This window comes from Paraburkholderia sp. EG304 (genome assembly GCF_046543485.1).
Lineage (GTDB): Bacteria > Pseudomonadota > Gammaproteobacteria > Burkholderiales > Burkholderiaceae > Paraburkholderia > Paraburkholderia youngii.
In genome coordinates, this window is record NZ_JBKGUA010000047.1 from 32,365 (window position 1) to 50,664 (window position 18,300).

Below are 18,300 nucleotides of genomic sequence, written 5' to 3' on the forward strand. Positions count from 1 at the left end.
ATGGCTACCTGTGATTGCACGAGCATTCTCGACGGTGTGCCGCTCGCCGCATTGCAAGCGCAACTCGCCTCGATGCAGGCGGCGTATCTCGCGCTGATTGCGGGCACGAAGCCCGAAGGCGCCTCCTATACGCAGGCCGATGGAAGCCGCTCGATTACCTTCACGCGCGCATCGATTCCCGATCTCGTGCAGGGCATTCTCGCCGTGCAGAAGCAGATCGCTGCGCTGAGCGGCTACTGCTGCAATCGCCGCCCGCCGATCGCGCCTTTTTTCTGAGTTCCTGTCATGGGTCTGATCGTCGACGAGAGCGGCAAGCCGCTTGATACGGGCGCGCTCGTGCCGGCGCGCGGTAGTGGGCCCGCACGCGCGCAGGAAGGTGGTCCCGGCTGGCCGTCGAGTGCCGCGCTCGGCGTCGGCACGCAGTACCAGTTCCCGTATCAGGCTGCGGACTGGATGAGCCAGGCATTCGGAAACTGGCTCCCGTGGATACGTTCGCCCGATTCGGAGATCAACCTTTTTCGCGACCGCATGGTCGCGCGCTCGCGAGACCTCTCGCGCAATGACGGATGGATTAACGGTGCAGTCAACCGGATTCTCGACAATACGATCGGCACGAATCTCCAACTCTCCGCGAATCCTGACTACCGCGCGCTCGCGCTGCGCTTCGGTATCGCCGCATTCGATGCGAATTGGGCGGACGACTTCCGCCGCACTGCCGAAGCACTCTGGCGTGGCTACGCAGAGAACGCGGGGCGCTTCAATGACGTAGCGCGACAACTGACGATCGGCCAGCAGTTCCGCCTCGCGATGCGTCACAAGCTGATCGACGGCGAAGGACTCGGCCTTACGTTCTGGCTTCCCGATCAGGTCGGTTATGGCGCGGCCGACTATGCGACCGCGCTTCTGCTCGTCGACCCCGATCGTCTGTGCAATCCGTATCAGATGATCGATTCGAGCAACCTGCGCGGCGGCGTCGAGATCGACGATAACGGCGCGCCCGTTGCTTATCACATCCGCCGCGCCGAGCCGAACGACTGGTATCTCGCGATCGAGGCGAACACGTGGGAGCGCATCGAGCGGTACGACGAGGACGGGTGGCAACGCGTCATTCACGACTTCGACCGCGATCGCGCGGGACAGCATCGCGGCCTCGGCGTATTCATGCCGGTACTCGCGCACGCGAAGATGCTCGCGCGTTACTACGAGGTCGAATTGCAGGCCGCGGCCATCGGCTCGATCTTCGGTACCTACGTCACGAGCCCGTACGATCCGGCACTGGTGCAGGACGCGCTCGGCGCAGGCGAAGGCGAGGAGCTTCCGCTTTACCAGTCGCTGCGTGCGCAGTGGGCAAACGAGCGGCCCGCGTATCTGAACGGCGCGCGCATTCCGACGCTCGCGCCGGGTGAATCACTCGAAAACGTCTCGGCCACGCATCCGCATAGCAATTTCGAGATGTTCACGCACGAGATGCAGCGCGTATTCGCTGCAACGCTCGGCCTCTCTGCTGAACAGGTCACGCAGGACTGGAGCAAGACGAATTACAGCAGCGCGCGCGCAGCGCTCCTCGAGGCCTGGAAAACATTGCAGCGGCGGCGCGACGAGTTCTGCCTGAACTTTGCCACGCCGTTTTATACGTCGTGGCTGTGGGAAGCAATGGATCGGGGCGAACTCCCGCTACCTGACGGCGCGCCGCCATTCATCGAGGCGCGATCGGCCTATTCGCGCTGCTCGTGGATGGGTGTCGCGCGCGGGTGGATCGATCCGACCAAGGAAAAGGCCGGCGCAGTCATGGGTATGGACGCGGCACTCTCGACCCTCAAACGGGAATGCGCCGAACAGGGTCTGGATTACGAGGAAGTACTGCATCAGCGCGCGACAGAAATCCGCCTCATGAATGAACTGGGGCTGACGCTGCCCGACTGGGCGGGAGACGTCGCCGCCGCTGAGGCGGGCCGGGTTCCTGAAGCGCCGCAACCGCAATGAGGGATGCGCCATGAAACCCGATTACCCGCATCTGGCGCAGCGGCTGTTTAACGTCCCGCTCGCCATCACGCCGAGCAAGATCGAAATTGTGATGGCGGCGATCGCGGACCGCTTCGGCCTCGCGCGACTCTTTCGCGCCGATGGCAATGTCGTGATGTTCGCGGACGGTGTTGATGTGGGCGAGCCCGCGCAGGAGCGGCCCTATCAGGTTATCGAGGGTATCGCAGTCATTCCCGTGCAGGGCACGCTCGTCGCGAAGCTCGGCACGTTGCACCCGTATTCCGGCATGACCGGTTATGACGGTATCCGCGCGAACTTCTCGATGGCGCTCGCCGATGACGAGGTGCGCGCTATTGCGCTCGATATCGACAGCCCCGGCGGCGAGGTCGCCGGATGCTTCGATCTTGCCGACGCGATCCACGCCGCGCGCGGGACGAAGCCCATCTGGGCAATTCTGAGTGAGTGCGCATTCTCTGCTGCCTACGGGCTCGCCTCAGCGTGCGACGTGATTACCGTTCCGCGCACTGGTGGGACTGGCAGCGTCGGCGTCGTCGTCGCGCACGTCGACTTTTCACGGGCGCTCGCGGAGGCGGGCATCACCGTCACGCTCATTACCTCAGGCGCGCGCAAGGCAGACGGGAACGAATTCGAGCCGCTTGCGGACGAGGTACGCGCGCGCATTCAGGCGGACGTCGATAGCGTCGCGGACCTGTTCATCTCGACAGTCGCGCGCAATCGCGGCCTCTCCGTCGCGAAGGTCGGCGCGACGCAGGCCGGGACGTTTCTCGGTTCAGCGGGTGTCGATATCGGCTTTGCCGACGCAGTGCAAGCCCCGGATGAAGCGCTCTTGGCGCTCTGGTCAACGTTGCAGCAAAAGTCGGGAGGTTCGAAATGGGTATCGCAATGAAAGGCATGCAGATGGGCATGCAAAAGGCGCTCTCGTTCGCGCATCTGTCGGGCATCGGTGCTCGCGCCAGTGCGCAGGACGACGAGAAAGAAAAGGACAGGGACGGAGACGCGCGAGCCGAGGACGACGATAAGGACCCGGGCGAGCGCGACCGCGAGGACAACAACACGGGTACCCGCAAGAGTCGCAAGGCCAAGTCGCGCGCTCAGGGCGACGAGGATGACGAAGGCGCACGCGCTCAGGGCGACGAGGACGACGAGGAAAGCGACGACGGCGACGACGACGCAGACCCCGACGACGATAGCGGCAAGGGCAAGCGCGGCAAGGGCAAGGCGAAAAGCAAACGCGCCGAGGGCGATACCGGCGAGGACGAGGAAGCCGAGGACGACGAGGACGACGACAAGGAGATGCGTGGGCAGTCGGCGCTCGCGCTGGCCCGTCGACGCGAGCAGGCGCGCTGCGCTGCGATCTTCGCGACGCGCGCAGCGGCGCGCAACCCGGTCCTCGCTGCGCAACTCGCTTTCAAGACGCGTCTGCCGCGTGGCGAGGCAATCGCGATGCTCGAAGCCGCGCCCGCGCCTGCCGCATCGGGCACGCCGAATCGCGTCGCGCGCAATCCGAGTATTGGCCCTGGGGGTAGTGCCGAACTGACGCACCACCAGGCAATCGCGACGAGCTGGGACCGCGCCTTTGCCAAGGCGAATCCGATGCGTGCCCGTCAAGCCTGATTTCCTCACCCCTCAAGGAGATACGAACATGGGCGCTCCAACTGTACCGCCGCTCAACGAGCAATGGCACGACGGCGGCTTTATCGTTTCCGAAGCGAACGGCCACCAGTCACGCGATCAGGTGACGCTGACCGGCGGCGTGCTCGTGCTCGCCGGTACGGTACTCGGCAAGGTCACGGCGTCGGGCTCTCTCGCGCCGCTCAATCCGGCCGGCTCCGATGGCTCGCAGACTGCGGCGGCGATCCTCTACGGCACGCGCGACGCAACACAAGGCGACCGGCAGGCGACGGTGATTGACCGCAACGCGGAAGTCAACGCTTCCGAGTTGATCTGGCCATCGGGTGCCACGCCCGCGCAGATTACGACCGCTACGCAACAGCTTCTGGCAGTCGGCATCATCCTCCGCTAGTTGCTCGCGCAACGAGCGCTTTATTCACTGCTTGCCACTTCACGAAGGCCGCTCCGGTTTATTCCGGCGCGGCCTTTCTTTTTTCGGGGAGCCCGATCATGGCTGGCGAAATTCTCGACGTATTCCACCAGGACCCGTTTACGGCCATCGCGCTCACGGATGCCGTGCAGCGCAATCCGTTCCAGCCGGTCGGACTTGGTGCCCTCAATGTTTTCGAACCGAACCCGATCCGCACGAAGGCGCTCGCTGTCGAGCAACGTCAGGGCAAGCTCGCGCTGATCCCGTTCTCTGAGCGCGGCGCGGAAGGCACGCAGCGCACGACCGAAAAGCGCCAGATGCGCTACTTCGACGTACCTCGCCTCATGCACGACGATACGGTGTATGCGGAGGAAGTCGAAGGCATCCGCGAGTTCGGTACCGAAAGCGTGCTCATGCAGGTAGAGACCGAAGTCGCGCGGCGTCTGTCCGGTCCTACGGGCCTGCTCGCGAGTGTCGAGTACACGAAAGAGTACTTGCGTCTCGCGGCACTGCAGGGGCTCGTGCTCAATCCGAAAGATGGGAGTGTGTATTACAACTGGTTCACGCAGTTCGGCATCGCGCAGCCTGCCGTGATTCCGTTCAATCTCGCGGCAGGAACGGCGAATACGCTACGCCCGATCTGTAACGGACTGGTGCGCTCGATGGCGCGCAAGGCGCAGGGTGCATTCACGGCGACGACGCGCGTGTACGGGCTGTGCGGCGATGCGTTCTATGACGCGTTCGTCAATCACCCTGACGTTATCCGCACCTTCGTCAACTGGTCCGATGCGCGCGCGCTGCGCGATAACTCGCAGGGCGCGGCGTTCGAGGCGTTCGATTTTGCGGGCATCACGTGGTTCAACTATCGCGGCTCGGATGACAACTCGACGATCAAGGTACCGGACGAGAACGTGCAGTTTTTCCCGGTCGGCGCGCCGGGCGTTTTCCGCGAAGCGATGGCACCGGGCGAAACGGTCGATTGGGTCAATACGCCGGGACGTCCCGTGTATGTGCTCCCGATCTTCGATCTTCTGCGCCGCATGTGGTGGAAGATGGAAACGTACTCCTATCCGCTCTTTATCTGCACACGGCCTGAGGTCCTGTTTCAGGGGACCGGACTCGCGTCTGCCGCTGCGGGTGAGGCGGCGCGCGATGCCAATCTCGCGAATATCGAGAAAGGCAGCGCCGACAAGGGCGACGACAAGGCCGACAAGGGCGGCAAGTCGACGCACGGCAAGGCATAGCCGTGATCGATTGGGACCCACTGCTGCTCGCGCCGGTCGAGAGCGTTTTCGGGCAGAGCGCGACGTATAGCTCCGCTGACGGGTCGGTCGTGGCGGCGCTGAACGGCGTGTTCGATGAGGCGGTGACAGACGTCGATGTAATGGAAGGCGTACCCGTAACAACGAAGCGCCCCTGTTACGGCTTTCGTGTCTCGCAGCTACCCGTCACCGCGCAGCAGGGCGACTCGCTATTCATTCCCGCTGCACCCGGTGCGCCGCTCGCTGATACCACCTATGTCGTGCGCGAGGTACGCGTCGACGGGCACGGCTGGTGTCTGCTCCTGCTCAATCTCGCGTCCTGAGCCTCGACGCGTTCTGTCTGTCTCCCCGTCATGAAAGCGAAGCGCACGGCGATCGTCGTGCTGCCAATGCTGGTGCGCAGGCGGCTGCGGCTCGCAGCTCTGGGCGCGCTCAACGGCGCGGCGCTCACCGATCGCGGTACGCCCGTCACGGTGCAGTCGCCGGGCGATTGGGCCGTGCCCGCGGCTGTGCTGCCGGTCGTTATCGTGCGGACCTCGCACGAGGGCAAGGAGTCGGAGGGGCGCGGCATGCCCCGCTTCACGACGACATGCACGCTCGAAGTCAAAGCGACCGTCGAGGCGTCGAGCGCGCAAGAGGCGCAGGACGCGATCGAGGCGCTGTGGTTCAGCGTCGAGCAGGCGCTATTCACGGACTATTCGCTCGTCGGAATGCTCCAGCAGTTCGAGGCCGTCGAAAGCGCTCTGGAGATTCGCGCGGACGGTGCGCGGCACCTCGCCGGGATAGCCGCGTCATTCCGCTGCGAGTGCTTCGAATCGTTCGATCCGACTGAGGCCGTGCCCGCGCCCGGTGCGTGGCCGGTCGATCCGCCGCCGCCAGCACCACTCGATCAGGTCGCCATTCACGTCGACACGATCGCGCCCGCCGACAAGACGGGCACGTATCCCAATCCGCCATTTCCCGACGCCGTTACGCCCGCGCCACGCACGCAGGGACCGGACGGACGCGACGAGGGAACGCTCGTCATCAACCCGCAAGACCCGGCCCGTCGATAGCCGGAAGGACTCCCGCCATGCAAACGCTACGCATCCGCCCGGTTGCGGGCCGCGTCGTGCGCGATCCCGCGTTGCACGACCTCATTACCGAGCCTCGCACGGTCGTCGCGACGAGCTTCTGGCGTCGCCGCATCCGTGACGGCGATGTCGCACTCGACGACTCCCCGCCATCGGCACCTGTAGCCGCCTCGCAGGCCGCAGGGGCATCCGCGCATGCAGGCAGTGCCGCGAAAGCCGCCGCGAGTACGAAGCGCACGACTGAGGGAGACCCGCAATGATCCCGTTCAAGCAGATTCCCGCGAATATCCGCGTCCCGCTCTTTTACGCGGAGGTCGATAACAGCTATGCGAACACGGCGCAGACGACGCAGCGCGCGCTCGTGATTGCACAGATTACGGCGCAAGGTACGGCGACGCCGAACGTGCCGGCCATCAGCCAGGGCAGCGACGACGCAATCGCCGCAGGCGGACAGGGCTCGATGCTCGCGCTGATGCTCGCGATGTATCGCGTCAACGATGCCTTTGGCGAGGTCTGGTATCTCCCGCTCGCGGACGCTCCGAGTGCACTCGCCGCAACAGGCCAGGTTGATATCACGGCGGCTCCGACCGCAGCCGGCACGCTCTACCTCTACATGGCTGGGGTCCGAATCGCGCAGCCGGTACAGCCTACGCAGACCGTCTCGGATATCGCGGCCGCGCTCGTCGCGACGATCGGCGTAACGCCGGGGTTGCCAGTCACGGCAACCGTCGGAACGGGCGGCATCGTTTCGCTGACTGCGAGAAACAAGGGGCCGTGCGGGAACGATATCGACCTGCGTGTGAACTACCGGGGCACGCCGGCCGGTGAAGTCCTGCCGACCGGCCTGACGGTCACGATCATGCCGATGTCGGGCGGCGCGACCGCGCCCGATCTGAGCGCAGCACTCGACGCGCTCGGCGACGAGTCCTATGACTTCATCATCAGCCCGTATAGCGATCCGATCTCGCTCGATGCGCTCAAGACCTTCATGGATGACGCGAACGGGCGCTGGTCGTGGCAACAGATGCTCTACGGGCACGTGTTCGCGTCGGCGCGTGGCACGCTCGGCGAACTCGTCGCGATCGGTACCGCGCGCAACGATCCGCACGCGTCGATCATGGGCGCGAACGATAGCCCCACGCCGTCATGGCTCTGGGCGACAGCGCTCGCGGCATCGTCAGCGGTCAGCCTGCGCGCTGATCCGGCGACGCCCGTGCAGACGCTACCGCTTACCGGCGTGCTACCGCCGCCCGTGCAGTCCCGCTTCACGCTCTCGGAGCGCAATTCGCTCCTCTATGACGGTATCGCCACTTTCACAGTGGCCGATGACGGAACGGTCGCGATTGAAAACCTGATTACCACCTATCAGGAAAACGCCTACGGTCAGCCCGACGACAGCTACCTCGAAGTCGAAACGCTGTTCACGCTCGCGGCGCTGCTGCGGCACCTGCGAATCATCGTCACGAGCCGCTACGGGCGCGTAAAGCTCGCGGACGACGGGACACGCTTCGCGGCGGGCTCGAACATCGTCACGCCGAACATCGTCCGCGCTGACCTGATTGCGGCGTATCAGGAGGACGAAGCGAACGGGCTTGTGCAGGACAGCACCGTCTTTGCCGATGCGCTGATCGTCGAGCGCAATTCCGGCAACCCGAACCGTCTCGATGTTCTCTGGCCCGGCATCCTGATCGATCAGTTGCGGATTTTCGCGCTGCTCGCTCAGTTCCGCCTGACCGCATCCTAATTGGAGGTGTGCGATGGCAGACAACACGAACCGCCTTGCCGGGATCGCGTACATCGCCGTGAACGGCCAGAGCTACATGCTCGCGGCCGAACTGTCCTACTCGCCGGGCGTCGTCGAGCGCGAGTCACTTATCGGACAGGACACGGTGCACGGTTACGCGGAAAAGCCGCGCGCGCCGTTCATCTCGGGTAGCTTCCGCGATGCAGGCACGCTGACCGTCGCGGACTTTAATGCGATGACCAATGTAACAGTCACGTGCGAACTCGCGAACGGCAAGACCGTCATTGGTCGCAATATGTGGACCGTCGAGGCGCAGGAAGTCAAGACCCCTGAAGCAACGTTCGAAGTGAAGTTCGAGGGCTTCAGTGGTTCGGTGACTGAGCAGTAAGGGGGCACGCATGACTGAAAAAATAACGCTCCTCGCGCCCGTCGACGGCATTACTGAAATTGCCCTGCGCGAGCCGACCGTCGACGAGATCGCCAAAGTCACCGACGACGAAAAAAAGTTCGGCGCAGTCCGCGCCATGAAAAATCTGATCGCGGTCATGGCAGGCGTTGACGTCTCGGTCGTCGGCAAGATGGGCGCGCGCGACTTCAATGCGTGCAACAAGTACCTTTCCGCTTTTTTCGAGTAGTCCCGCCGAACCTGCGCGACGTGATAGCCGAAGTGACATGGTTCTATCACTGGGGACCGCGCGACGCGGGCGCGCTGACGTGGACAGAGCTGCGCGAGTGGTTCGAGCAGGCGCAACGCATCGCCAACATGCAGACGCAGCGGGGTTAGACCGTGGCCGCTAAATCCATCTCGTTCACCATTACGGCAGTCGACAAGGCGACGGCGACCGTCGATCGCGTGAATCGCACCATCGCGAAGATGACGAGCCCGTACTCGAAGCTCGCCCGCAGTGCGCAGCGTTTCGCCAAGGCGTCGGGACTCGATCGCGTTTCGAAGGACCTCGCGAACGTCGCAAAGAATGCGGAAAAAGCGGCAGGCAGCATCATGAAAATGGGCGCGCCGCTGCTCGCGATCGTCGGCGGCGGGACAATCGCCGGTCTCGCGGAGATGGTCACGCAGTGGGAGCGTATGGGCGCAAAGACGGAACGCACTGCGCGTCTGCTCGGCATTACTGCGGGCGAGCTTACGCAGATGCGCGGAGCCGCGAACCTGATGGGTGTCTCGTCGGAGTCGGTAACGGCGGGCTTCCAGTCATTGCAGGACACGTTGCAGGACGCGCGCTGGGGTCGCAATCAGGCCGCGTTCGCGACGCTGACCGCGTTGGGCGTGAAGCTCAAACAGACGAAGGCCGGAACGATCGACACGCAGGCTGCAATGTACGACCTCGCGGACGTATTCCAGCGCATCCAGAAGCGCGACCCCGCAGCGGCGCGCAACCTCGCGCGCAATCTCGGCGTCGAGCAGCTTCTGCCCATGCTCGTGCAGGGCCGACAGGCAATCCAGCGCCACGAAGCCGAAGCGCGACGCCTGCGCGGCGACTTCACGCCCGATATGGCCGATCGTGCGCTCGCGTTCACGCAATCGATCTCCAGCATGGGCCTCGCGCTCGACGGCCTGAAGGCCTCGATCAGCGATCGCCTCGCGCCGGTATTCGGACCCGTGATTGCCCGCTTTACCGAGTGGATCGCGGCGAACCGCGACATGATCGCGCAGAACGTCGGGGCGATGATCTCGAACGTCGCAGACGCCGTTGCGAAGCTCGTGCAGGGTATCGACTGGCCGACCTTTCTCAAGGCGCTTGGCGAGTCGATCAAGGGCATGGCGGTATTCGCAGCCGAAGTCGTTAAGGCCGTCAACGCGCTCGGCGGATTCAAGACCATTGCGACGGCCGTCGCCGTCTATATGGCGGGCTCGTTCCTGACGAGCGTCGTGTCGAGCATCGGGACGATCAGCACCGTACTGCGTGCGCTCAGTGCGTTGATGTGGGCGAATCCGGTCCTCGCCACGCTCGGCGCGATCTCGCTCGCCATCTATGAGATCGTCACGCACTTCGAAGATCTCAAGCGCACTTTCAAGGAGATTCCGGCCTTCTTCACCGGTCTGCCCGCGCGCGTACGCGGTTGGCTCGGTACGGGTGAGCCCGTCGCGCCCCAGGCGGCTCCTGCGCCGGGTGCGCCTGCGGGTGCGGGCGCGCCCGCGATCGCTGCCGCCGCACCGATGGCAGCGGGCGCGCCGGTCGCCGCCGCTGCGCCACCAGGCGGCGCGCTGACCGCGACCGTAGCGGAGTGGTCGAAGAAACTGAACTTCGCCGGGCTCGAAAAACAGTACGGCCTGCCCGCTGGACTGCTTGCATCGGTCGCGCAGCAGGAGTCGCAAGGGAACCCAGCGGCAGTCTCGCCCAAAGGCGCTCAGGGGCTCTTTCAGTTCATGCCAGCGACCGCACGCGAGTACCGTATCAACGCGCTCGATCCGGCGCAGTCGGCAAACGCCGCGGCGAAAAAACTTTCGGGACTGCTTCAGCACTATCACGGCAACATGACTGCCGCACTCATGGCGTACAACTGGGGCGAAGGTAACGTCGACCGCAAGGGACTTGCGAATGCGCCGGCTGAATCGCGGAACTACGCGCCTCGGATACTCGCGCGCATGGGCGGCGAACAGCAGACGGCCGCGCTTCCGTCGCTCAACGTCGCACCGCCGCAGAACGTCATCGTCCCCGCTCCGGTCGTGAACGTCACGAATTCATTCCACGTCGCGAGCAACGGCCAGGCGACAATCCGCACGCAGACGCCGTCGGGTCTGAAGATCGAGCGCTCGATGCAGCCGGAGGCGGCGTAAGAGCATGAGCACGCTGATTTCCTCCTCGCCTTACTTCGGCGAATTGCAGCGCGCCTCCTGGCGAGGCGTGCCGTTCGCCACGCGACGCGGAACGCTGAAGGTCGGGCGGCGCGTCGCGGTGCACGAATACCCGTTCCGCGATGACGTCTGGGTCGAGGACTTGGGCCGCGCCGGGCGGCGTATCTCGATTACGGGGTTTCTCGTGCAGGACGCCGCGTATGGTGGCGGCGACGTCATCGCGCAGCGCGCGTCGATGATCGCCGCGTGCGAGACGCCCGACGAGGGCGACGGCGAACTCGTGCATCCGTCGCTGGGGCGGCTGACCGTTTCGCTGCTCGACTTCGAATGCGAGGAAAGCGCCGATCAGGGCCGCGCGTTCGAGGTCCGCTTTACTTTCATTACGGCGGGCAAGCAGCAGTTTCCGACGCTCCTCATTGCGACGCAGGCGCAGACCGGCCTCTCGGCGCTTGCCGCGTTCGCTGCTACTGCGCAGGACTTCGCCAATCAGATGTCGGCGCTACTTACGACGCCGCCCGTCATTGGCGAACTCGAACGCACCGCGCAGGCCTTCGTCAATAACGCGCTCTCGATCACGGCGCGCGCGACCAATCTCGTCTCGATGGTCGCGACGCTGCCGGGTAACTTCGGGCGCTATGTCGGGCAGTTCACCGCGAGCATAAAGAATCCTTACACAACAATGGCGCAGCTCTCTGGACAGGTCGCAAAGGCGCATGAGTCCGTGGTCGAGTCCGGCCACGCGCTGACCAGCGCCGCAGCAGTGGCGGACTATGGCGGTATGAGCAGCGCCGCGCAGTCGCTTGTCGGCGCGGTACAGAGCGCGAACCCCGATCCGCACCAGGCGGTCCAGTCGCTGCTCGCCTTGCAGCAGGCCACGACTGCGGAGCCGCGCGCGAATGCGGACCTCGCCGCCGCGAGTACATCGAGCACCGATCTTTACCGCCGCAGCGCCGTGATTGCACTCGCGGACAGCACCGCCGACTATGGGCTCACTTCTTACGACGATGCGCAGTCGCTGCGCGAGACGGTCTGTGACGCGCTCGATACGGAGATCGTGGCCGCGTCGGATAGTGGCTGCGATGCGACGTATCAAGCACTCCAGGCGCTACAGACGGCGGTCGTGCAGGACCTCACGACGCGCGGCAACTCGCTCGCGACCACGCAGGAAGTCGATCTCGCGCAATCGATGCCGATGCTCGTCCTTGCGTACCGGCTGTATCAGGACGTCTCGGAGTATGACGCGCTCGTGCAACAGGTCGATCCGGTCAATCCGGCGTTTTCGCCGGTCTCGTTCCGCGCCGCGCTCCCTTCGTCGACGTCTGGCTCGCGGACTGCCTGAGACGCGTCAACGATGGCTGACGATGTTTCGCTCACGGTGGGCAGCTCGACGATATCCGGGTGGACTGCCGTGCGGGTGACGCGCGGTATGGAGCGCATTCCGGCCGACTTCGATATTGCACTTACCGAGCGTTACCCGGGCGAGGCCGATGTGGTCGTGAATGAGGGCGATCCGTGCCTGCTCTCGATCGGTGGCGATTCCGTCATCACGGGCTATGTCGATCGCGTGAATGACCAGTACGACGCGCACAATCATCTGCTCTCGATATCGGGGCGCGGCAAGTGCGAGGATCTGGTCGACTGCTCTGCGCAGTACGACTCGTTCCAGTTCATGAATGCGACTGCTGCCGAAATTGCGACCGTACTCGCGAAGCCGTTCGGTATCAGCGTGAAGGCAGCAGCGGGCGGGCTGCAAATCGCGCAGTACGTCATGAATGTAGGCGATACGCCATATAGCGTCATCGATACCGTCTGCAAGCTCTCGCAACTGCTCTGCTACGAAAACACGGACGGCGATCTCGTGATTGCGCCGCTCTCGACCGACGAGGCGGCGGGTGGCTTCGCGCTCGGTGTGAACTGCAAGCGCGCGGGCTATCTGCGCGATACCTCGCAGCGATTCAGCGAGTACCGCGTGTATCTCGTCGGTGTCTCGTCGACGAAGGACGCGGGCAACCAGTCGTTCATTGAATATACGGTGAACGACACGATGATGCCGCGCTATCGTCCGAAGGCGTTTATTGCGGAGACGAATGACGCGGGCGCAACAGTATCGAACCAGCACGCGCTTTGGGAGTGCAATCGGCGCATCGGGCGCGGCAATATCGTCACCGTGACTACTTCGTCATGGCGCGATAACGTGGGCACCCTCTACGCGCCGAACACGCTCGCCGCGCTCTCGATGCCGCAGCTAAAGCTCATCGAGGGGCAGAAGTTCACCATTAGCGAGGTCACGTACCGGCGAGATATGGGCGGCACTTCGTGCGATCTCATTCTCATGCCGCCGCAGGCATTCCAGCCCGAACCGATCCTCTATCTGCCACTCGCGCAGGACGTAGGCGCAGCGCTCGGCCAATAGGAATGGACTCGCTTTTCTGGAGCATCGTGCGCTCGCTCTCGCGCGGACGGCTGACGCGCATCGACGATAGCGGCGTGGTGCAGCTCGTGCAGATGCAGCTATCGGAGAACGAGACACGGGACTCGACACCGCGCCTCGCGGAATACGGTTTCCAGTCGAATCCGCCCGCAGGTAGCGATGCGGTCGCGGTCTTTCTCGCCGGCAAGCGCTCAAACGGAATTGTTATCGCGTGCGGTAGCCAGCAATACCGTATGCGCGGCCTGAAGTCGGGCGAAGTCGCGATCAGCGACAACATCGGGCAGTCGGTCTATCTCACGGCGTCGGGCATCGTGCTCAACGGTGGCGGCAATCCGGTACTCGTGACCAATACGCCAACGGTCACGCTCGACTCTCCGACTGTGCATTGCACCGGCAATCTGAACGTAGATGGAAATATCACCGGCCAGAAAGAGATATCCGACCACGGCAACAAAACCATGTCGGGTATGCGAGCGACGTACAACAGTCATACGCACCCGGTCGCGAGCGTACAGAGCGGCGGTAGCACGATCAATACGAACGCTCCGAACCAGTTGCAGCGCGACGCCGCGAACGATCCCCACGCCTGAGCAACGATGGCCGACGTCTCGACAGTCTGGGTCATTCCCGACATGCGCGGCGACTGGGCGATGGCCGGCGCGTCCCTGCAATCGGGCGACGACCTCCAGACTGCGGTACTGATCTCGCTGTTTTCCGATCGCCTCGCGCTGCCGTCCGACGAGACACCGGACGGCGACCGGCGCGGCTGGTGGGGCGACGATCCGCTCCATCCGATCGGCTCGCGCCTCTGGCTCCTCGGCCGCGTCAAGGGTCCGATGGATGTACCGCAACGCGCGCAGGACTACGCGCAGGAAGCCCTGCAATGGATGATCGATGACGGCGTGGTGGCCAGCTTCGATATCTCGGCGCAGTGGATCAACCCCAATCGTCTTGACCTCACCGTTATCGCGAATCGCGCAGACGGCACGCACGTCGCGATGAACTTCCCGCAGGTCTGGACGCGCTAAAGCAGTCCTCCCCATCATGCCTTTCTCGCGCCCAACGCTTACGCAGTTGCGCAACGCGAGCGCGCAGCAACTGAATGCGGAACTGCCGGGGGCAGACGCGCTGCTGCGCTTCTCGAATCTGCGCGTGATTGCTGATATCGATGCAGGCCTCGCCTGCATGCTCTACGGCTATCTCGACTGGATTGCCCTACAGGCCACGCCATTCACGGCGCCCGACGAATACCTAGAAGCATGGGGCGCGCTTAAAGGCGTCACGCGCAAGCCATGCGCGCAAGCGTCCGGACAACTGACGTTCACGGGCACCAATGGCGTGATGTTGCCGATTGGCTCGATCGTCACGCGCAGCGATAACGTCCCGTACACGACGACCTCTGCTGCTCAGGTCAGTAGCGGAACCGTGACCGTCACGGCGAGCGCGAACCCGGACCCGCAGGGACTGACTGGCGCGAATGGCGACTGCGCAGCGGGTACACAGTTCACGCTCGCCAATGCAGTCGCAGGCATCGACTCGACCGGGACAGCGGCAACGGCTTTCACGGGCGGCGCGGATATCGAGAGCGATGACGACTACCGCGAGCGCGTCCTATACGAGTATCAGAAGCCGCCGCAGGGTGGCTCGGCATCTGACTATATCGAATGGGCTCTCGCGGTGCCGGGTGTCACGCGCGCGTGGTGTACGCCGAATGGCATGGGACCGGGCACGGTCGTCGTGTACATCATGCTCGATAACGCGAATACCGCAGAAGGCGGCTTTCCGCAAGGTACCAATGGCTGTGCGACGGCGGAGACACGCGGGACGACTGCGACCGGCGATCAGTTGACGGTCGCGAATGCGATCTATCCGCAGCAACCGGTAACGGCGCTCGTGTATGCCGTCGCGCCGACTGCGCAGGCTATTCCCATGAGCATCAAGGGCGTCGCCGTGCAGTATCAGGCTGCGGTCACTGCCGCGCTACAGACTCAGTTGCTCGCAGACGGTCAGCCAGGCGGCAAGGTGCTCGTCTCGCATCTGTGGAGCGCCGTTTCGTCCGTCCCGGGCGTGAACGACTTCGTGATTCTCTCACCGACGGCGGACATTCAATTGTCGACCGGCGCTCTGCCGACGCTCGGCGCGATCACGTGGAGCTAGGACGCGATGACCGCTCCGCGTAATAGCGCCGCCGACTATGGCGACGTGCTGCGCAAGCTCCAGCCTCGCGGGCGCGTATGGACGCGTGAGGACGATGGTACCCAGGCGGCAGTACTCGACGCGCTCGGCTTTACCGCTGAGTCACTGGACGGCGCAGCGCTAACGCTGATTGCCGCCGCATTCCCGGGGACCGTAACGGACTTCCTTCCCGAATGGGAAGCGACGTTAGGACTACCCGATCCATGTACTGGCTCGAATCCTTCGACGCAGCAGCGCCGCGCGCAGGTCGTCGCGCGCCTCACCAATGAGGGCGGACAGAACGCCGCTTTTTATATCGATTACGCCGCGGCGCTCGGCTATCAGATCACGACGATCGACTACGCACCGTTTCGCGCGGGACAGAGCCGCTGTGGACAGCAGCTAGGCACTCAGGACTGGTTCTTTACGTGGTCGATCAACGCGCCGAAGAACTCCGTTACTCACTTTGCAGCGGGTCAGTCCGCAGCGGGCGATCCGCTCGCGACGTGGGGTAACGCCGTCCTTGAGTGCGAGATGAACGCGCTCAAGCCCGCACACACGATTCTGCAATTCCACTATTCATAGGGGGCTGGCGTATGTTCCAGATCGACAATTCGACTGCTGTCAGTGCGCAGCCACCTTCGACGCCGGCAGGCGCGGCGGGGTTCTTTACCGATGGCAGTCCGGCCTCGAATCTCGCGGCCACGATCGTGCCCGCAGAGTTCCTGAACTCCGTGATGATGGAACTCGTCAACGCCGTCACGAGTTCCGGGCAGCCCTTGAACAAGGCTGCTTTCAATCAGCTCTGGACCGCGATGCAGACCATCGCGAAGAACCCGGGCGTGACGCCGCCGCAGTTCGATAACACGACGAAGACGGCCACGACGCAATTCGTGCAACGCGCGCTCGGGAACTATCAGTCAGGCGTGGTGACGGCAGGCGGAACGATCAATATCACTTCCGCACAGGTGGGCGGATTCTGGGATATCTATTCGAATGCGACCGTAACCGCTCCACCCGCTAATTCCGTCCCCCTGGGCTCTGCCTTATCTTTCTCGGTCGGTACGGGCGCGGCAGTTTTCAACTGTTCCGGGAGTGACAACTTTTATTTCAATGACAGCACTCCAAACGCGTCGACCTATACGCCGCCGCCAGGCATCGCATTCCGTCTCGTCGCAATCAGTTCGACGCAATGGTTCGTTGCGATTGAAGGCGTCGGAAAGAAATCTCTGGTTTCCAGTGGCTATCAAACATTGGCCAGCGGCTTGATGGTGCAATGGGGATATACCGGCGCATCAGTAGTGGGCGGCAGTAATGTGACATTTCCCACGACGTTTCCGCACAGTCTATTTATGGTCGCGCTTGCCGCGCCGACAATCGGTGCAGCAATTATTCCCGTCATTCCCACCACAAATCAGAACACCTCCAGCTTTCCGTTTGCGCTGTTCAACCTTTCCGGGACAAGCATCGCCGGCACCGGCACCAACTATATCGCAATGGGGAATTGAACATGGGCCAAAAGCACGCGCACCTCGACGCCGACCGCATCGTAATCGGCTTCTACGACGAGGACATTCACGGCGAGAACGTTCCCGGTGATGCCGTCGCGATCACCGACGACACGTACACGATGTTGCTCGATGGACAGAGCAACGGCAAGCGTATGAGCGTCGACGAAAGCGGCGGCGCAGTACTGCTCGATCAGCTTCGGCCGACTGATGAACAACTCGCGATATCCGTGCGGGCGCAACGTGACGTGCTGCTGCACGAGACGGACTGGATCACGACGCGTCAGAGCGAAGTAAAGCCGCCACCGATCCCTGAGACGGAATATCAAGCCATCCTCGCGTATCGTCAGGCATTGCGCGACATACCGCAGCAGGCCGGGTTCCCGCTCGACATCGACTGGCCGCAGTTGCCTCAGTCATGAAACCCGATCTCGTGCGCGCGCTGCGCTCCGCGCTGCTGTGCGTGATCGTGTTCGCCGGCGTCGTGGCGATCGTCTGCGCGCTCGGCTGTACGTGCGTGCGCATCGCGGGCAACGGCAACACGCTGACCGACATCGGCGGCGACACCAGCATGGTCCCGCAGCCACGAGAGGCACGCCCGTTACTGCGGGACTACGCGGAGCCGCTATCGGCAAGACCGTAGAAGCTCAGCGCGAAAAAAAGCCCGCCGCGAACGACGGGCCGATCTAACTGTCCACTCGTGGATGCGGACAAATCAATTCTATGGCTGACCAGGGACACTGCGCCAGCCAGACGCTAGAGTTTGGCGGTTACGGATGTGACGGAAGCCGACGACAAGTGCGATCGGGAATCTGCCTTGCTCTGGCAGATTCTTCGCCCGGAGGTCATCATGTGCTATCAGAAACCCGTCCAGCTTTTGGAGAACCTGCTCGAAGCCACGCCGCTCGTACCGAATGATCGTGGCTTTGCTGCGATGGTCGACTTCGGCCACTTCTGCGCCTATACGGGCTGCTCTGAGGAATTGCTCGGGCCACAGCCATTCGCATCGTCAAGCTCGCCGATATCGATGCAAAAACGACCGCCTCGGTAGGGTGAGCATGATTCGTCCGATCGAAGCATCGGACCTTATGCTCGGGACGTCGAGCCGACGCCTCATATCGACCGAGGCTGTGTGAAAACACGTTACTCTTGTCCATCGAGTAACTCGCTAGTCATCGGTGCCGCTGGGCTTGAAACGAAGGGTGATGGTTGTTTCACTCATTGAAAGGAACGCGCATACCTGCTCGGCC

24 protein-coding genes are annotated in these 18,300 nt (G+C 63.5%); all 24 read left to right on the forward strand.

What is annotated here, in order from left to right:
- The 24 genes from gpW to ACLFKU_RS34460 all read left to right on the forward strand — a co-directional run bounded on the left by gpW (position 1) and on the right by ACLFKU_RS34460 (position 18,101).
- Positions 1 to 276, forward strand: coding sequence for a gpW family head-tail joining protein (gene gpW / locus ACLFKU_RS34345; RefSeq protein ID WP_410852103.1), 276 nt, complete (start codon positions 1 to 3; stop codon positions 274 to 276).
- Positions 277 to 285: 9 nt separating this feature from the next.
- Positions 286 to 1,983: a phage portal protein gene (locus tag ACLFKU_RS34350; RefSeq protein ID WP_410852104.1), complete on the forward strand. Its 1,698-nt coding sequence runs from the start codon at positions 286 to 288 to the stop codon at positions 1,981 to 1,983.
- Between the two features lie 10 nt (positions 1,984 to 1,993).
- Positions 1,994 to 2,890, forward strand: coding sequence for a S49 family peptidase (locus ACLFKU_RS34355; RefSeq protein ID WP_410852105.1), 897 nt, complete (start codon positions 1,994 to 1,996; stop codon positions 2,888 to 2,890).
- Positions 2,875 to 3,618: a hypothetical protein gene (locus tag ACLFKU_RS34360; protein ID WP_410852106.1), complete on the forward strand. Its 744-nt coding sequence runs from the start codon at positions 2,875 to 2,877 to the stop codon at positions 3,616 to 3,618. The genes ACLFKU_RS34355 and ACLFKU_RS34360 overlap by 16 nt, the downstream gene beginning before the upstream one ends.
- A gap of 28 nt (positions 3,619 to 3,646) precedes the next feature.
- Entirely contained in the window at positions 3,647 to 4,027 is a 381-nt protein-coding gene (locus tag ACLFKU_RS34365; RefSeq protein ID WP_410852107.1) for a head decoration protein, read from the forward strand.
- Positions 4,028 to 4,125: 98 nt separating this feature from the next.
- Positions 4,126 to 5,289 (forward strand): major capsid protein, encoded by a 1,164-nt coding sequence (locus tag ACLFKU_RS34370; protein ID WP_410852108.1) that lies wholly within the window; start codon positions 4,126 to 4,128, stop codon positions 5,287 to 5,289.
- A 2-nt stretch (positions 5,290 to 5,291) separates the two neighbouring features.
- The gene (locus tag ACLFKU_RS34375; protein WP_410852109.1) at positions 5,292 to 5,630 is read left to right on the forward strand and encodes a hypothetical protein; all 339 of its coding nucleotides are present in this window, start codon (positions 5,292 to 5,294) and stop codon (positions 5,628 to 5,630) included.
- Positions 5,631 to 5,660: 30 nt separating this feature from the next.
- Positions 5,661 to 6,362 (forward strand): hypothetical protein, encoded by a 702-nt coding sequence (locus tag ACLFKU_RS34380; RefSeq protein WP_410852110.1) that lies wholly within the window; start codon positions 5,661 to 5,663, stop codon positions 6,360 to 6,362.
- 17 nt (positions 6,363 to 6,379) lie between these two features.
- The gene (locus ACLFKU_RS34385) at positions 6,380 to 6,640 is read left to right on the forward strand and encodes a DUF2635 domain-containing protein (RefSeq protein ID WP_410852111.1); all 261 of its coding nucleotides are present in this window, start codon (positions 6,380 to 6,382) and stop codon (positions 6,638 to 6,640) included.
- Entirely contained in the window at positions 6,637 to 8,124 is a 1,488-nt protein-coding gene (locus ACLFKU_RS34390) for a phage tail sheath subtilisin-like domain-containing protein (RefSeq protein WP_410852112.1), read from the forward strand. Before ACLFKU_RS34385 ends, ACLFKU_RS34390 begins: the two co-directional genes overlap by 4 nt.
- Before the next feature lie 13 nt (positions 8,125 to 8,137).
- Positions 8,138 to 8,512: a phage tail tube protein gene (locus tag ACLFKU_RS34395; protein ID WP_410852113.1), complete on the forward strand. Its 375-nt coding sequence runs from the start codon at positions 8,138 to 8,140 to the stop codon at positions 8,510 to 8,512.
- Between the two features lie 10 nt (positions 8,513 to 8,522).
- Positions 8,523 to 8,759 (forward strand): phage tail assembly protein, encoded by a 237-nt coding sequence (locus ACLFKU_RS34400; protein WP_410852114.1) that lies wholly within the window; start codon positions 8,523 to 8,525, stop codon positions 8,757 to 8,759.
- Between the two features lie 20 nt (positions 8,760 to 8,779).
- Positions 8,780 to 8,908: a GpE family phage tail protein gene (locus ACLFKU_RS34405; RefSeq protein WP_410852115.1), complete on the forward strand. Its 129-nt coding sequence runs from the start codon at positions 8,780 to 8,782 to the stop codon at positions 8,906 to 8,908.
- Between the two features lie 3 nt (positions 8,909 to 8,911).
- Complete coding sequence (locus tag ACLFKU_RS34410; RefSeq protein WP_410852116.1) at positions 8,912 to 10,918, forward strand: transglycosylase SLT domain-containing protein; 2,007 nt, start codon at positions 8,912 to 8,914, stop codon at positions 10,916 to 10,918.
- Positions 10,919 to 10,922: 4 nt separating this feature from the next.
- Entirely contained in the window at positions 10,923 to 12,275 is a 1,353-nt protein-coding gene (locus tag ACLFKU_RS34415) for a DNA circularization protein (RefSeq protein WP_410852117.1), read from the forward strand.
- 12 nt (positions 12,276 to 12,287) lie between these two features.
- A complete protein-coding gene (locus ACLFKU_RS34420) occupies positions 12,288 to 13,349 on the forward strand; it encodes a phage baseplate assembly protein (protein WP_410852118.1) in 1,062 nt (353 codons plus the stop codon).
- A 2-nt stretch (positions 13,350 to 13,351) separates the two neighbouring features.
- A complete protein-coding gene (locus tag ACLFKU_RS34425) occupies positions 13,352 to 13,957 on the forward strand; it encodes a phage baseplate assembly protein V (RefSeq protein ID WP_410852119.1) in 606 nt (201 codons plus the stop codon).
- Positions 13,958 to 13,963: 6 nt separating this feature from the next.
- Positions 13,964 to 14,395 carry a phage GP46 family protein gene (locus tag ACLFKU_RS34430; protein WP_410852120.1) on the forward strand — a complete coding sequence of 144 codons (432 nt, stop codon included), beginning with the start codon at positions 13,964 to 13,966 and terminating at the stop codon, positions 14,393 to 14,395.
- 16 nt (positions 14,396 to 14,411) lie between these two features.
- Positions 14,412 to 15,524 carry a baseplate J/gp47 family protein gene (locus ACLFKU_RS34435; protein ID WP_410852121.1) on the forward strand — a complete coding sequence of 371 codons (1,113 nt, stop codon included), beginning with the start codon at positions 14,412 to 14,414 and terminating at the stop codon, positions 15,522 to 15,524.
- A 6-nt stretch (positions 15,525 to 15,530) separates the two neighbouring features.
- The gene (locus ACLFKU_RS34440; protein ID WP_410852122.1) at positions 15,531 to 16,127 is read left to right on the forward strand and encodes a YmfQ family protein; all 597 of its coding nucleotides are present in this window, start codon (positions 15,531 to 15,533) and stop codon (positions 16,125 to 16,127) included.
- An 11-nt stretch (positions 16,128 to 16,138) separates the two neighbouring features.
- Entirely contained in the window at positions 16,139 to 17,050 is a 912-nt protein-coding gene (locus tag ACLFKU_RS34445; RefSeq protein ID WP_410852123.1) for a hypothetical protein, read from the forward strand.
- Between the two features lie 2 nt (positions 17,051 to 17,052).
- Positions 17,053 to 17,472: a tail fiber assembly protein gene (locus ACLFKU_RS34450; protein WP_410852124.1), complete on the forward strand. Its 420-nt coding sequence runs from the start codon at positions 17,053 to 17,055 to the stop codon at positions 17,470 to 17,472.
- Positions 17,469 to 17,693 (forward strand): hypothetical protein, encoded by a 225-nt coding sequence (locus tag ACLFKU_RS34455; RefSeq protein WP_410852125.1) that lies wholly within the window; start codon positions 17,469 to 17,471, stop codon positions 17,691 to 17,693. Before ACLFKU_RS34450 ends, ACLFKU_RS34455 begins: the two co-directional genes overlap by 4 nt.
- A 207-nt stretch (positions 17,694 to 17,900) precedes the next feature.
- Complete coding sequence (locus ACLFKU_RS34460; RefSeq protein WP_410852126.1) at positions 17,901 to 18,101, forward strand: hypothetical protein; 201 nt, start codon at positions 17,901 to 17,903, stop codon at positions 18,099 to 18,101.
- Positions 18,102 to 18,300 lie beyond the last annotated feature (199 nt).